This window comes from Roseateles terrae (assembly GCF_014192155.1).
GTDB classification, from domain to species: Bacteria; Pseudomonadota; Gammaproteobacteria; order Burkholderiales; family Burkholderiaceae_C; genus Roseateles; species Roseateles terrae.
In genome coordinates this window covers 64,613-77,820 of sequence record NZ_JACHXO010000006.1, presented here as the reverse complement: position 1 = coordinate 77,820, position 13,208 = coordinate 64,613, and the positions used below count along the sequence as shown (strand labels likewise).

The window sequence follows — 13,208 nt, the reverse complement described above, 5'->3', positions numbered from 1 at the left end:
CCCTTTACTTGACGCACTTGAATATGAGTTGTATTGTCCAACTTATTAAAGGTTGCACAAAACAACTAACTGAACTCAGGGAAGCTCATGAACGAGACCGTCACGCTCTACCGCCCCACCGGCCCCACGGAATTGGCGCTGGTGGAAGCCAGCGGCAATCGTCGATGGCCGCCACGGCTGCCGGACCAGCCCATCTTCTATCCGGTGACCAACGAGGCATACGCCGTGGAGATCGCGCGCGACTGGAACGTGCCGGCAAGCGGCGCCGGCTTCGTGACTCGCTTCGAAGTGCGGAATGCCTTCATGGAGCACTATGCAGTTCACCAAGTGGGCGCTGCTCATCACACGGAGTGGTGGGTGCCGGCTGAGGATCTGGAAACCCTGAACGACAACATCGTCGGCACCATCGAGGTGATTCGACGCTTCCCCGAGAACAACAATGAGAACGGAACATGAAACTTGCAACCGCTCCCTACCTTCAGCAAGCCGCTGAATGGCCGGAACAAGGCGAACACATGCTTGCCCACCATGACGACACCAGCGTTGTCGTCTATCAGGCCTATCGCCCTTCCATTGGTCGTTACGCCATCGAGCATGGCCACTTCGGCGGGCCGGACTACAGCTTCAACCGCATGAGCTGGGTGAAGCCGAACTTCCTGTGGATGATGTACCGCTGCGGCTGGGGCATGAAGGAGGGGCAGGAGGTCATCCTGGGCCTGCGCATCCGCCGGGCCTTCTTCAACACGTTGCTCGACGCCGCGGTGTCGTCGTCCTTCGATGCCACGCGCCATGCCACTCAACAGGAATGGCAGGACGCCGTGGCCAGCTCAGAAGTGCGACGGCAGTGGGATCCCGACCATGCGCCCAGCGGCGCGAAGTTGCCGCGCCGCGCCATCCAGCTCGGCCTGCGCGGCAGCCTATTGCGTGCGTTCGCGACGACGGAACTGATGGAGGTCATCGACATGACCGACTTTGTCGCCGAGCAGCGCCAGTACGCCCAGGATGACAACCCGCAATTGATGACCCCGCTTGAGCACGTCTACCAACCGCAACACCATGACTGACATCTTGAACCTCCGCAGCGTCGAAGACCTGATGCGTGCGCTCGAAGCTGGCGCCACGCCGAAGTACGTACTCTTCTGGGGACACCAGCCCAATGCCGACGGCTCCATCGGCAAGGGCTGCTTCAGCCAATGGTTCGAAGCGAGCTTCCTGGTCGATGGCCAGACGTACTGACGGCCGAACACTTCATGATGGCCGAGAAGGCCCGCCTCTTCGGTGACATGGCCACCCGAGCCAGGATCCTTGCAGCCAAGACGCCTGCGGAGGCAAAGAAGCTGGGAGAGGCGTGCAAGGGTTCGACGATGTGCGCTGGGAACAGGCTCGTTTTGACATCGTCGTCCGCGCCAATGAAGCCAAATTTTCGCAGAACCAGGCATTGCGGGATTACCTGCTCACCACGGGTGACCGCGTGCTCGTCGAGGCCAGCCCCGTTGACCGCATCTGGGGCATTGGCCTGGCAGCGAACGACGAACGCGCGTTGGAGCCACGCACGTGGTGCGGCCTGAACCTGCTGGGTTTCGCACTGATGGAAGTGCGCGCTCGTTTGGCGGTGAACTGAAGTGGACGGTGTTGATGGAAGCGATTGACCGATACCGGGGAGCGCTGTTGGGCCTGGCCTGCGGCGACGCGGTCGGCACCAACGTGGAGTTCATGCCGAGGGGCAGCTTCGCGCCGGTGACCGACATGCTGGGGGGCGGTCCTTTCTCGCTTGCACCTGGCAAGTGGACCGACGACACGTCGATGGCCCTCTGCCTGGCCGAGAGTCTGATCCAGACCGGCCGCTGCGATCCCGCAGATCAGATGGCCCGCTACGCCAACTGGTACGAATGGGGCTACTGGAGTTCGACGGGCGTCTGCTTCGACATCGGGATCACAACCAAGGGTGCCATCCATCAATTCCTGCTGAGCGGCGAGGCTCTTTCGGGGCCTTCTGATCCAAATGCAGCAGGCAATGGCTCCCTGATGCGAATCGCTCCCATTGCGTTGCGCTTCGGTCATGACGAGCAGCTGGTTCAGGACATGGCCGCCCTCAGCTCGCGGACAACGCACGGCGCCACCGAATGCCTGGATGCATGCCGCGTGTTTGCTGTGGCGCTGAGCCGCGCGCTGCGAGGCCTGCCGAAGGAGAAGGTACTGGACCTCGGAGGAATTGCCACTGAAAGTGCCAAGGTCCGGGCCATCGCCGCTGCCGATCACGCGACCAAGTCGGTTGGACAGATCAAGGGAAGTGGCTATGTCGTCGACAGCCTGGAAGCCGCGCTCTGGTGCTACGCCAGGCACAACAACTTCCGCGACACCATCCTTGAAGCCGTGAATCTCGGCGACGACGCAGACACGACTGCCGCCATCGTGGGGCAGATTGCCTGCGCCACCTATGGCATGGCCGGGATCCCGCCATCATGGTTGGGGCGCCTGCATCTCACGCAGGAAATCACCCACTTGGCCGATGCTTTGTACCGCGCGCGTTCCGAAGCCCTGGCAGGCATCTGACACACGAGGCCAAATGAGCAGAGGGTACGCGTCCGCGCCACTCTTGAGGCCATGAGGCAGGACGCGGCCGGATGGTGACTTGTATGCGGGTGACCAGCACGCTGCGGAGCCTTTGGAGCTGCTGGCGTGCCGGCATGTCAGGACGACACAGGATGAACGCAAGGCTGCGATGGCGTACTCCTTGTACCTGGGCTCCCAAGGATCTACATCGTCGAAATACAGCCAAAGCGACGCAGTGGCGAAGTCGAAGCCGGACTTCAGGCTGACCCCTGACCCCCTGCACCTCATCCCCCCTTTTCTGCATTTCGTCGCGCCCCCTTGGCGCCAGTCCCGCCCTCATCGTTATGGTGTGCTACCTCACCAACACACCGGCGCCTCCCGGCGCCTTGACCGATGCAAAGCTGGAACGACCATGCGCCGATCTACCAGCAGCTCGCGGACCAGCTCGCCGCGCAGTTGCTGGAAGGCGACCCCAATGAAGGCGATGCCATGCCCTCGGTCCGGGCCCTGGCCAGCCGGTACGTCATCAACCCGCTGACCGTCAGCCGGGCTCTACAGTCCCTGGTGGACGAAGGCCTGCTGGAGAGCCGCCGCGGCATGGGCATGTATGTGCGCAGCGGGGCCCGCACCCGACTGTTGCAAACCGAGCGGGAACACTTCCTGCGTGACGAATGGCCCCGATTGCGAGAGAAACTCCACCGCCTGGGCCTCGGTCCGGACGATCTGATCTGGGAGGACGCATGACGCCCAGCCAGCCCATTCCACCCGTTCCGCCCACGCCGCAGACCCCGCCACATGGAGCTTTCATGACCCCCCTCATCGAGGCGCGCAATCTCAGCCTCCACTACGGCCGCAAAGCCGCTCTGCAGGATGTGAGCTTCACCGTCCCGGCGGGACGCGTCGTTGGCCTGCTGGGTCACAACGGGGCCGGCAAGACCTCCTTGATGAAGGCGCTGGTCGGCACCAAGGCCGTCAAGGGCGATCTCACCGTGCTGGGGCTGAATCCTCATGCGCATCGCGCCGAGCTGCTGCAATCGCTTTGCTACATCCCGGACGTTGCGGTGCTGCCCCGCTGGGCCCGCGCCGGGGATCTGATCACCCTGATGGCCGGTCTGCAGCCGAAGTTCTCCGCCGACCGCGCCCGGGCCCTGCTGCGCCGCACCTCGGTCACCGAGCGGGACAAGGTCAAGCATCTCTCCAAAGGCATGGTCACCCAGCTCCATCTGGCGCTGGTGGCCGCCATCGATGCCCGGCTGATGGTGCTGGACGAACCGACCCTCGGTCTGGATGTCATGTCCCGCAAGAGCTTTTACGAGATGCTGATCGACGAATGGTGCGACGGTGAGCGCAGCGTGATCATCTCGACCCATCAGGTGGAAGAGGTCGAGACGCTTCTCTCCGACGTGATCATGCTGGATGAAGGCCGCATGGTGCTCAACATCAGCCTGGCCGAGATCGACGAGCGCTTCGTGGCGCTCTCCCACGACCCGGAGGCCGCTGCCGCCGTCGCCGCGGGCCATCCGCTGCTCCGTTACCGCGTGCAGGGCCGTCCGGCCGCGCTGTTCGATGGGCCGCCGCCGGACGACATCAGCCATCTGGGCCAGCGTCTGCGGCCCAATCTCGTGGACCTCTTCATGGCCCTCACCCGCAAGCCTGAAATCCAGGCACGCGAAGCCTGACCCGCGGAGCCCATCACCATGACTCTCTTCAATACGCTGCTGCTGCGTGAATGGATCCAGTACCGCTGGGGCTGGCTGTGCACCGTCGGCATCCCTCTGACCCTGCTGCTCGCTCTGGTGCCATTCAGCCAGGTGGCCGGTATCGAAACGATGGCACCGGAGCCCATTGCGCTGATCAGCGCCGGCCTGTCCCTGGGCCTGATCATGGCCGTGGCCTTCGCCACCAGCGTCTATCAACTGGTCATCCTCCCGCGACGGGATCAGCAGGACCGCTCCATCGAATTCTGGAAGTCACTGCCGGGCACCGACACCCAGAGCGTTGCCGCACCCATGGTGGCGCACGGGTTGTTGATGCCGCTCGCCGTGCTGGTGCTGGCCTCGATCGGCAGCGCAGTCGTGGGGGTGGCGATGGCCTACAAGGAGCTGGGCGCGGACGGCTTGCGCCAGATGCAATGGGCGGGACTCGGCCCTGCGGCTCTGTGGCTCGTCGCGCGTCTGGCGGTAGGCCTCTCGCTGGCCATGCTGTGGCTCTCCCCCATGGTGCTCGCCATGATGGCCGCCAACGCATGGTTCAAGCGCTGGGGGCCGCCGCTGCTGGTGTTTGTGGTGGGCGCGCTGTTGAAGCTGTATGAACCCCTGGGCCTGCAGCAGGTGCTGGGGCGGCAGTTGCACGGCGCAGCCAGCGCATTCTTCGCCAGTGCGGCCGGGCTGCCCGACATCCCGGACGAATCGAAAAGCCTGCCCATGGAAGTCGTCTACGACACCATCTATCGTGTGCCCACATGGGCCCCTCACGACATGCTGCTGGCGCTTCAGTCCACCTGGAATCCGCAGTTCATTGGCGGCGTTCTGGTCGCTGTGGTCTGCTTCGTGCTGATCGTTCTGCAGCGCCGCCGGGCAGGCTGAGCGGGGAGGCCGTCCCATGGGGACGCTCTCTGGGCCGTTCCCTGGCCGTTCCTTGGCCATTCGCTGTGCCGTTCCCTGTGCCACTCCGTGGGCCGCAGAGGAAGGGCAACGATGAGTCTTCCGCGGAAGGACGACGCAGGACGCGTTTGAAAGAACGGCCCGCCGAAGCGAGCCGTTCGTATGTCCAGCATTCGTGCCGGGATCAGGCGTTGGCCGTGACCGGCGAGCTCAAGTCCGTGGCGCGAACCTGACGCAAATCGCCTTCGGCTTCACTGAGCAGGGCCATCGCGGCCCAGACCAGCGCAACCGCCAGCCCGATGCTGGCGGCGCGCGTCAGGCGCTGGCGCCAGAGGCGTCGCGCTGCGGCCCGTCGTCGCTCGGCATTCGGATGCGCATCCGCCAGGGAACCGGGGAGGTGGAGAGGGGCTTTCATGACATGGCCTTCAACGTGGGAGCTGTCGGCTCAGACGGCTCAGGGCAGCACGGTGCCCAAGCCCCAGAGCAGGGCCGGGTAGACCGCTCCCCAGGCGACGGCCAGGAGGCCGAGTGCCTTGAGTCCGATCATCAGGGGATGTCCGCGCTTGGCGGCAGAAACAGTCTTCAACATGGTGCTCTCCTTGAGCTGGCCGACTTCAAGTGCAAACGCCGTGCCAGCCCCGCCCGTTGACGGGGGTCACCACCCATTCGCGTGAGTTACTCACGTTCACAATCGGTCAGGACTGAATCGCCCCCGCTGCGAACAATCAAGCGTTGCGGTCGACCCGCAGCGCCAGCAGCACCGAGGTGTGGGTCTTGAGCACGCCGTCGATCTCGCCGATGTCGTCCAGCAGTTCGTCCAGCCGGGCGGTGCTCTCCGCCCTGAGCGTAGCCATGTAATCAAAGGCGCCGCTGACCGACGCCAGCTGTCGCAGTTCCGGAAAGCGCGACAGCTTCTTGACCACCTCCCGGCCCGCCCGCGGCTCCACCGTGATGCCGACAAACGCCTGCACCCCACGCTCCACCGCCTCGCCGCCCAGCCGGACGGTGTAGCCGGCAATCAGCCCCTCGGCCTCCAATCGCGCCAGCCGCGCCACCACCGTGGTGCGCGCAATGCCCAATTTCCGTGCCAGGTTGGCGGTGGATTCCCGCGCATTGGCCTGCAACAGGGTGATGAGGTCGCGGTCCAGCCGGTCACGCAATGCGGGGACCGGTGCCTCTGACAAAGCCTTGCTCATGACAAACCCTCGGTTTCGCCGAAATGGTGGTTGGTGGATGACGGATCGTCAGGCTAGCAGTGTTTTCCGACGAAACGAGGCTTTCTTTCGTCACCAAGCCTCGCGAGACTGCGGCCATGCAACGGGCGACCAGCAACGCGCTGGGCCCGCCTCTGACACCAGAAACAGGAGACGATTCATGAAAGTGGCACTGCTCGGCGCCGGACACATCGGCCAGACCATCGCTCGACTGCTGCATGGCAGTGGTGACTATCAGGTCACCGTGATGGACCGCAATGCGCAGGCCCTGGCCCTGCTGGCAAAGGAGGGCATCGGCACCCAGCAGGTGGACACCGAGCATCAACCCGCCCTGGCCGCAGCGCTGCGCGGCCAACAGACGGTGGTCAACGCGCTGCCGTACCACCTGGCCATTCCCGCCGCGCACATGGCGCTGGAAGCCGGCTGCCACTACTTCGACCTGACCGAAGACGTCGCCGCCACCAAGGAAATCAAGCGTATTGCCGAAGGCGCCAAGACCGCCTTCATGCCGCAATGCGGTCTGGCCCCCGGTTTCATCGGCATCGTGGCCCACCATCTGGCCAAGCGCTTTGACGAGCTGCACGACGTGAAGATGCGCGTCGGCGCGCTGCCGGCCTTCCCGACCAATGCGCTGAAGTACAACCTGACCTGGAGCGTGGACGGCCTGATCAACGAATACTGCCACCCCTGCGAAGCCATCCACGACGGCGCCCCGATCTCGGCACTGCCGCTGGAAGGACTGGAGCATTTCTCGCTGGACGGCGTGGAGTACGAAGCCTTCAATACCTCCGGTGGTCTGGGCACCCTGTGCGAGACCTGGTCCGGCCAGGTGCGCAACCTGGACTACAAGACCGTCCGCTACCCGGGCCATCGCGACCTGATGATGCTGCTGCTGGACGACCTGCAGCTGAAGAACGACCAGGAAACGCTGAAGAACATCATGCGCCGCAGCATGCCGGCCACCATGCAGGACGTGGTGCTGGTCTTCGTCACCGTGTCGGGCATGAAGAACGGCACGCTGATGCAGGAAGTGTTCGCCCGCAAGATCTTCGCCCAGCGCGAAGGCGAGCAGCCGCTGTCCGCCATCCAGATCACGACCGCCGCCGGCATCTGCGCCGCCGTGGACCTGTTCCGCGAAGGCCGCCTGCCGCAGCGCGGCTTCATCCGCCAGGAAGAAGTGGCCCTGCCCGACTTCCTCGCCAACCGCTTCGGCCAGGCCTATCAGCAGTCTCGCCAGGTGGAGTCGATCGGCTGAAGGAGAATTGCGCCATGAGCACCACAAGTACCGATCTGCTGGCCGCCCTGGGCGTCCCTAGCACTGCCTATACCGGCGGTTCCATGACCGTCCGCAGCCCCATTGACGGCGCCGTAATCGGCGCCGTGGCGGAGGCCTCCAGCGCCGCCATGACTGAAGCTGTCGCCCGCGCCCACACCGCCTTCCTGGCCTGGCGCCAGGTGCCCGCGCCCAAGCGCGGCGAGCTGGTGCGCCTGTTCGGCGAAGAGCTGCGCGCCCACAAGGCGGATCTGGCCCGTCTGGTCTCGCTGGAAGCCGGCAAGGTGACCAGCGAAGGCGAGGGCGAAGTGCAGGAGATGATCGACATCTGCGACTTCGCCGTCGGCCTGTCGCGCCAGCTGCATGGCCTGACCATCGCCAGCGAGCGCCCCGGGCACCGGATGATGGAGCAGTACCTGCCGCTGGGCGTGGTCGGCATCATCTCCGCCTTCAACTTCCCGGTGGCCGTGTGGGCGTGGAACTCCGCGCTGGCCCTGGTCTGCGGCGACACCTGCGTCTGGAAGCCGTCCGAGAAGACCCCGCTCACTGCGCTCGCAACGCAGGCGCTGTTCGACAAGGCGGTGGCCCGTTACGCCGGTGCCCCCGCGCATCTGTCGCAGGTGGTGATCGGCGGGGCCGCCGTGGGCGAAGCAATGGTGGACGATGCGCGCGTGGCGCTGGTGTCTGCCACCGGCTCCACCCGCATGGGTCGCGCGGTTGGCCCGCGTGTGGCGGCGCGTTTTGGCCGCTGCCTGCTGGAGCTGGGCGGCAACAACGCCATCATCGTGACGCCAAGCGCCGATCTGGACCTGGCGGTGCGCGGCATCCTCTTTGGTGCTTATGGCACGGCCGGCCAGCGCTGCACGACCACCCGCCGCGTGATCGCCCATGAGTCCATTCATGACGAGCTGGTGCAGCGACTGGAGCGCGCCCGTGCGCAGCTGAAGATCGGCAGCCCGATCGAAGCCGGCAATCTGATCGGTCCGCTGATCGACAAGGGTGCCTTCGATGCGATGCAGGCGGCTTTGGCTGCGGCACGGGCGCAGGGCGGCGAGGTGTCCGGCGGCGAACGGGCGCTGGCCTCGCGATATCCGGAAGCCTGGTATGCCGTGCCGGCGCTGGTCCGCATGCCGGCCCAGACCGAGGTGGTGCGTCAGGAAACCTTCGCGCCCATCCTCTACACGCTGAAGTACAAGACGCTGGATGAAGCCATCGCGATGCAGAACGACGTGCCGCAGGGCCTGTCTTCCGCCATCTTCACCAACGACATCCGTGAGGCCGAGACCTTCGTCAGCGCCACCGGCTCTGACTGCGGCATTGCCAACGTCAACATCGGCACCTCCGGCGCTGAGATCGGCGGCGCCTTCGGCGGCGAGAAGGAAACCGGCGGCGGACGTGAGTCCGGCTCCGACGCGTGGAAGGCCTACATGCGCCGCACGACCAACACCGTCAACTATTCGCGCGAGCTGCCGCTGGCGCAGGGTGTGAAGTTCGATGTCTGAGATCGGCACCAGCGCGACCGCTCCGGCGACGGAGGTGGTCGCGGAAGACAGCGGCGTCTATCGGCTGCTCAAGGTCGCGCTGGGCGAAGTGCCCGCGCGGCAAGCCTTTGCGCAGGTGGACGTGGTGCCGGCGCTGCTGCGCCCGGTCGGCGACATCGTCAGCCGCGCCGAGCTGGCGCAGGCACTGAACATGGCGCTGTTCCTGGACGTCACCCGGCGGGTGCCCATGGCCTCGGCCTATGTGGCGGACCTGCAGCGGGCCGGTCAGCGGCTGGTGTTCGACCACGGCGCCCTGCGCACCGTGGCCTGGCCCAGCGGCGCCTTGCCGCCTGGGGAAGCGTCGATCACCCGGGTGCTGCGCCCGCTCGGTTTCAAGATGGCCGCGACCTATCCGCTGCCCAAGCTGAAAATGACCGGTCGGGCCTGGCGGCATGCAGACCTGCCGGAGGACATTGCACAGTACTTCGTCTCCGAGCTGCATCCGGAGCGCTTCTCCGAAGTCTTCCAGGCGACCGTGACCCGGGTGCTGGCCAGCTCGCGGGATCCGCTCTCGCCGTCCGACCTGGCGCTGCTGGAGCAACTGGCGCGAGACCGTCAGTTGCCCCGCGCATCGGCGGAAGTGCTGTTGCCGCATCTCATCGCCTGTTTTGCGCGTCACCACGGCTTGTTCGAGGCGGACGACTATCAGGCGCTGCTGAGTGAATCCGCCGAGATGGCCTGGATCTCCACCGAGGGCAATGCCTTCAACCATGCGACCGACCGGGTGCCCGATGTGGCGGCCGTGGCGCAGGGCCAGCGGGACCTGGGCCGTCCGGTCAAGGACAGCATCGAGACCTCGGCCACCGGCCGGGTGCGCCAGACGGCCTTCCGGGCCGCCCGGGTGATGCGGGAGTTCCATGACCGGGGTCAGCGGGTAATGCTGGAAGTGCCGGGCAGCTTCCACGAATTCATCCAGCGCGAGACGCTGCCGAATTCGACCGCGCTGGATCTGGCCTTTGATGCAGGCAATGCCACCGGCATCTTCAAGATGACGGCCGGCCGTGCGGCGGACGAGGCGCCTGCATGCTGAGCCGCCTGCTCGCGCAGGCCCGTGGCCTGTGCGGCGATGCGCAAGTGCAGGAGGGCGGAGACATCGAAGCCCGCTATCTGCAACCGGCGCGTTATGGCGCGGGGCAGGCCGCAGGTGTGGTGCGACCGGGGACGGTGGCGGAAGTGGCCTCTCTCATGGCGATGGCCGCCGAGCACGAGGCGCGGGTGATCCCGCAAGGGGCGCACACCGGGCTGGTCCGTGCCGGCACGCCGACCGATGGCGCGCGCGACTTATTGCTGAGCACCGAACGGCTCAAGCAGGTCTTTGAGCTGGATCTGCTGGACCGCACGGTGCGGCTCTCGGCTGGTTTTCGCCTGTCGGAGCTGAATGAGCGGCTGGCCGAGCACGGACTCTGGTTCCCGGTGGATCTCAGTGCCGATCCGAGCATCGGCGGCATGCTGGCGCACAACACGGGCGGCACGCGCATGCTGCGTTACGGCGACGTGCGGGCCAACACGCTGGGCCTGGAGGTCGTGCTGGCCGAGCCGGCCGGGCAGGTGCTGCGGTGCGGGCAGGGGCTGCAGAAGGACAACTCCGCGCTGGCGCTGGGCCACCTCTTCATCGGCTCCTCCGGCAGCCTTGGGGTGATCACCGAGGCCACGCTCAAGCTGAGCCCGTTGCCTCGCCAGCGGGCCGTCGCGCTGGTCGCACCAACGGGCCTGGGGCCGGTGTTCCCGCTCTATCAGACGGTGATGCAGCGCTGGGGTGTGCTGGTGTCCGCGTTTGAGGGCATCAGCCGTGCGGCGCTGGAAGCAGGGCTGCATGGTCAGGAGGTGTCGCGTTGGTTCAGCGGTGAGCTGCCGGACTATGCGCTGCTCATTGAGCTCAGCAGCGAGCTGGCGGCAGACCAGCTCGATCTGAATGCATTGCTGCAAGGCTGGCTCGAGTCTGAATTCGAGAGCGGGCGGGTGGCGGATGCGGTGCTGGACGCCGATGAAGCCATTTGGGGGCTGCGCCATCGGATCAGCGAGGGGTTGAGGGCGCAGGGCAAGGTGATCGGGCTGGACCTGTCGCTGCCCCGTCGGTCCTTCATGGTGTTCCGTGAAGAGGGCTCAGCCTGGCTGGCGTTGCACCATCCGCAGATGCGTCTGGCGGACTTCGGCCATCTGGGCGACGGCGGCATGCACTTCAACATGGTGTGGCCGGCGGCCGCGGGCCCGCTGGCGCCGGAGCAAGAGCTGGCCGTGCGGGACGGGCTTTATCGGCTGGTGGCGGCGCATGGCGGATCCATCAGCGCGGAGCACGGGGTGGGGCCGCAACTGCAGCAGGCGTATGCGGCGCATTGGCGTCAGGTCTCGCCTGCCATCCTGGAATGGGCGAAGCGAGTACAAATGCTCTTTGATCCGCACGAGCGTTTGGGAACCACACGCTGGGCTGGATAAAACGCTTGCCAACCCTTCAAGTTGTGCTAAAGTCTAATTCTTCGCTGATCGCTGCAGCAAACAGCCGAAACGCAAAAGCCGGAAGTTGAGACTTCAGGCACTTGTGAAGAGGTTGGGAGAGCCAGGCGGTGAGTGAATAAATCCTGAAAGCCCAGGTGGCGGAATTGGTAGACGCACTAGTTTCAGGTACTAGCGGGTAACTCCGTGGAGGTTCGAGTCCTCTCCTGGGCACCAAAATTCAAAAAGGGTCAGCGAAAGCTGACCCTTTTTTCATTCTGCCGCCCAGGAAGTGAAGTCCGGTGGACTTCACGCGAGGACTCGAATGGTTTTGACCGTGAGGTCAAAACCGGGGTCGCGCTTGCGTGACCGAGTCCTCCAACGCAGTCAAAGAACGCAACGTGTCCTGGCTGCTCCCGCTCCCCGCCACCTAGGCCCTGCGCATCTCCCCACATTGCGCCAAAATCCGCGCATGCCCAAACCCGCCACCATCATCGACGTCGCCCGTGAGGCGGGGGTGTCGATCAAGACCGTGTCTCGCGTTGTGAATCGCGAGGCCGGCGTGCATGCCGAGACGCGGGAGCAGGTGGAGCAGGTCATGGCCCGGCTCAACTACCGGCCCAAGCAGTCCGCGCGCAGCCTGGCGGGTGGCCGCTCATTCCTCATTGGCTTGCTGTACTACGACCCGAGCGCGGCCTTCGTCGGCGGTGTCCAGCAGGGCGCCACACTGCGCTGTCGGGAAGCCGGTTACCACCTGGTGGTCGAGTCCTTGCACAACGACGCCCCTGACCTCCCGATGCAGGTGGACCGCATGGTGTCGGCCCTGCGACCGGACGGCATGATCCTCACGCCGCCGCTGTGCGACAACCCGCAGGTGCTGAAGGCGTTGCGGGACAGCCAGACGCCTTGCGTGCTGATCTCCCCTGCGGCGGATGATCCTGAACATCCCAGCGTCCGCATGGACGACGTGCATGCCGCCGAAGAGATCACCAACCTGCTGATCAGCCTGGGCCACCAGCGCATTGCCATCATCAAGGGGGCGAAGGACCAGGTGGCGTCCAAGCGGCGGTATCAGGGCTATGCGGCCGCACTCAAGGCCCATGGCATTCCCCTGGACAAAGACCTGGTGGTGCAGGGCGACTTCACCTTCCCCACCGGCGTGGAAGCGGCCTACCAGCTGCTGAGCCGCCGTCAGCGCCCCACCGCTGTCTTTGCAAGCAACGATGAAATGGCGCTCGGCGTGCTGGTGGCCGCGCAGCGGCTCGGTCTGGAAGTGCCCGGAGATCTGTCGATTGCCGGCTTCGATGACACACCAGCCGCCGCGCGGGTCTGGCCGCCGCTGACGACCGTGCGTCAGCCGATGGACGACATGGCCCGTGCCGCAGTGGATCTGCTGGTCGGCACCCGCGCGAGCGACGGCGGCGGGCAGGTGGTGGTGACCAGTGGCAGCGCGCAGCACAAGGTGCTCAAGCACGAACTCATCGTGCGCGATTCCACAGCGGCGTCGGTGGACAAGCCGACACGCGCGCGCAAAGCGGCGTCGGCCTGAGCCGCCGCCCCTGCAACTCAAGCCGCTTTAAGCCGCTTTAAGCCG

The 13,208-nt window shown here is 65.5% G+C and carries 14 protein-coding genes, 1 tRNA gene and 1 pseudogene; 13 read left to right on the top strand and 3 right to left on the bottom strand.

Annotated elements, in window-relative coordinates; all coding sequences use genetic code 11:
• Positions 1-87: 87 nt before the first annotated feature.
• The 7 genes and pseudogenes from FHS28_RS16630 to FHS28_RS16600 all read left to right on the top strand — a co-directional run bounded on the left by FHS28_RS16630 (position 88) and on the right by FHS28_RS16600 (position 5,138).
• Positions 88-456 (top strand): hypothetical protein, encoded by a 369-nt coding sequence (locus FHS28_RS16630; RefSeq protein ID WP_088453451.1) that lies wholly within the window; start codon positions 88-90, stop codon positions 454-456.
• On the top strand, positions 453-1,064 hold the full coding sequence (locus FHS28_RS16625) for a DUF4291 domain-containing protein (RefSeq protein ID WP_088453452.1): 612 nt from the start codon (positions 453-455) through the stop codon (positions 1,062-1,064). Before FHS28_RS16630 ends, FHS28_RS16625 begins: the two co-directional genes overlap by 4 nt.
• A pseudogene (ybiA, locus tag FHS28_RS16620) lies at positions 1,057-1,621 on the top strand (riboflavin biosynthesis intermediates N-glycosidase). Before FHS28_RS16625 ends, ybiA begins: the two are co-directional and overlap by 8 nt.
• 14 nt (positions 1,622-1,635) lie before the next feature.
• The gene (locus FHS28_RS16615; protein WP_088453453.1) at positions 1,636-2,553 is read left to right on the top strand and encodes an ADP-ribosylglycohydrolase family protein; all 918 of its coding nucleotides are present in this window, start codon (positions 1,636-1,638) and stop codon (positions 2,551-2,553) included.
• 393 nt (positions 2,554-2,946) lie between these two features.
• A complete protein-coding gene (locus FHS28_RS16610) occupies positions 2,947-3,297 on the top strand; it encodes a GntR family transcriptional regulator (protein ID WP_088453490.1) in 351 nt (116 codons plus the stop codon).
• 62 nt (positions 3,298-3,359) lie between these two features.
• Complete coding sequence (locus tag FHS28_RS16605) at positions 3,360-4,232, top strand: ABC transporter ATP-binding protein (protein ID WP_184295056.1); 873 nt, start codon at positions 3,360-3,362, stop codon at positions 4,230-4,232.
• 18 nt (positions 4,233-4,250) lie between these two features.
• Positions 4,251-5,138 carry a hypothetical protein gene (locus tag FHS28_RS16600; RefSeq protein WP_088453455.1) on the top strand — a complete coding sequence of 296 codons (888 nt, stop codon included), beginning with the start codon at positions 4,251-4,253 and terminating at the stop codon, positions 5,136-5,138.
• A gap of 202 nt (positions 5,139-5,340) precedes the next feature.
• Here FHS28_RS16600 and FHS28_RS16595 read toward each other — a convergent pair whose 3' ends face one another.
• From FHS28_RS16595 to FHS28_RS16590, 3 genes are all read right to left on the bottom strand, one after another.
• A complete protein-coding gene (locus tag FHS28_RS16595) occupies positions 5,341-5,571 on the bottom strand; it encodes a hypothetical protein (protein WP_088453456.1) in 231 nt (76 codons plus the stop codon).
• Positions 5,572-5,610: 39 nt separating this feature from the next.
• A complete protein-coding gene (locus tag FHS28_RS24470; RefSeq protein WP_259373076.1) occupies positions 5,611-5,745 on the bottom strand; it encodes a hypothetical protein in 135 nt (44 codons plus the stop codon).
• 136 nt (positions 5,746-5,881) lie between these two features.
• On the bottom strand, positions 5,882-6,352 hold the full coding sequence (locus FHS28_RS16590; RefSeq protein WP_088453457.1) for an Lrp/AsnC family transcriptional regulator: 471 nt from the start codon (positions 6,350-6,352) through the stop codon (positions 5,882-5,884).
• A gap of 178 nt (positions 6,353-6,530) precedes the next feature.
• Here FHS28_RS16590 and FHS28_RS16585 point away from each other — a divergent pair, with 178 nt between their 5' ends.
• The 6 genes from FHS28_RS16585 to FHS28_RS16560 all read left to right on the top strand — a co-directional run bounded on the left by FHS28_RS16585 (position 6,531) and on the right by FHS28_RS16560 (position 13,163).
• Positions 6,531-7,625, top strand: a complete 1,095-nt coding sequence (locus tag FHS28_RS16585) for a saccharopine dehydrogenase family protein (protein ID WP_088453458.1) — start codon at positions 6,531-6,533, stop codon at positions 7,623-7,625.
• A gap of 14 nt (positions 7,626-7,639) precedes the next feature.
• Positions 7,640-9,145, top strand: coding sequence for an L-piperidine-6-carboxylate dehydrogenase (amaB, locus tag FHS28_RS16580; RefSeq protein ID WP_088453459.1), 1,506 nt, complete (start codon positions 7,640-7,642; stop codon positions 9,143-9,145).
• The gene (locus FHS28_RS16575) at positions 9,138-10,214 is read left to right on the top strand and encodes a 2-oxoadipate dioxygenase/decarboxylase family protein (protein WP_088453460.1); all 1,077 of its coding nucleotides are present in this window, start codon (positions 9,138-9,140) and stop codon (positions 10,212-10,214) included. Before amaB ends, FHS28_RS16575 begins: the two co-directional genes overlap by 8 nt.
• A complete protein-coding gene (locus FHS28_RS16570; RefSeq protein WP_088453461.1) occupies positions 10,208-11,617 on the top strand; it encodes an FAD-binding oxidoreductase in 1,410 nt (469 codons plus the stop codon). The genes FHS28_RS16575 and FHS28_RS16570 overlap by 7 nt, the downstream gene beginning before the upstream one ends.
• A 149-nt stretch (positions 11,618-11,766) precedes the next feature.
• Positions 11,767-11,851 (top strand) — tRNA-Leu (locus FHS28_RS16565).
• A gap of 235 nt (positions 11,852-12,086) precedes the next feature.
• Positions 12,087-13,163 carry a LacI family DNA-binding transcriptional regulator gene (locus tag FHS28_RS16560; protein WP_088453462.1) on the top strand — a complete coding sequence of 359 codons (1,077 nt, stop codon included), beginning with the start codon at positions 12,087-12,089 and terminating at the stop codon, positions 13,161-13,163.
• Positions 13,164-13,208: the final 45 nt, after the last annotated feature.

Coding starts and splice junctions, on each gene's coding strand:
- FHS28_RS16600 (WP_088453455.1), top strand. CDS start 4,251: ATGACTCTCTTCAATACGCTGCTGCTGCGTGAATGGATCCAGTACCGC.
- FHS28_RS16605 (WP_184295056.1), top strand. CDS start 3,360: ATGACCCCCCTCATCGAGGCGCGCAATCTCAGCCTCCACTACGGCCGC.
- FHS28_RS16575 (WP_088453460.1), top strand. CDS start 9,138: ATGTCTGAGATCGGCACCAGCGCGACCGCTCCGGCGACGGAGGTGGTC.
- FHS28_RS16570 (WP_088453461.1), top strand. CDS start 10,208: ATGCTGAGCCGCCTGCTCGCGCAGGCCCGTGGCCTGTGCGGCGATGCG.
- FHS28_RS16560 (WP_088453462.1), top strand. CDS start 12,087: ATGCCCAAACCCGCCACCATCATCGACGTCGCCCGTGAGGCGGGGGTG.
- FHS28_RS16630 (WP_088453451.1), top strand. CDS start 88: ATGAACGAGACCGTCACGCTCTACCGCCCCACCGGCCCCACGGAATTG.
- FHS28_RS16595 (WP_088453456.1), bottom strand. CDS start 5,571: ATGAAAGCCCCTCTCCACCTCCCCGGTTCCCTGGCGGATGCGCATCCG.
- amaB (WP_088453459.1), top strand. CDS start 7,640: ATGAGCACCACAAGTACCGATCTGCTGGCCGCCCTGGGCGTCCCTAGC.
- FHS28_RS16590 (WP_088453457.1), bottom strand. CDS start 6,352: ATGAGCAAGGCTTTGTCAGAGGCACCGGTCCCCGCATTGCGTGACCGG.
- FHS28_RS16585 (WP_088453458.1), top strand. CDS start 6,531: ATGAAAGTGGCACTGCTCGGCGCCGGACACATCGGCCAGACCATCGCT.
- FHS28_RS16610 (WP_088453490.1), top strand. CDS start 2,947: ATGCAAAGCTGGAACGACCATGCGCCGATCTACCAGCAGCTCGCGGAC.
- FHS28_RS16625 (WP_088453452.1), top strand. CDS start 453: ATGAAACTTGCAACCGCTCCCTACCTTCAGCAAGCCGCTGAATGGCCG.
- FHS28_RS24470 (WP_259373076.1), bottom strand. CDS start 5,745: ATGTTGAAGACTGTTTCTGCCGCCAAGCGCGGACATCCCCTGATGATC.
- FHS28_RS16615 (WP_088453453.1), top strand. CDS start 1,636: ATGGAAGCGATTGACCGATACCGGGGAGCGCTGTTGGGCCTGGCCTGC.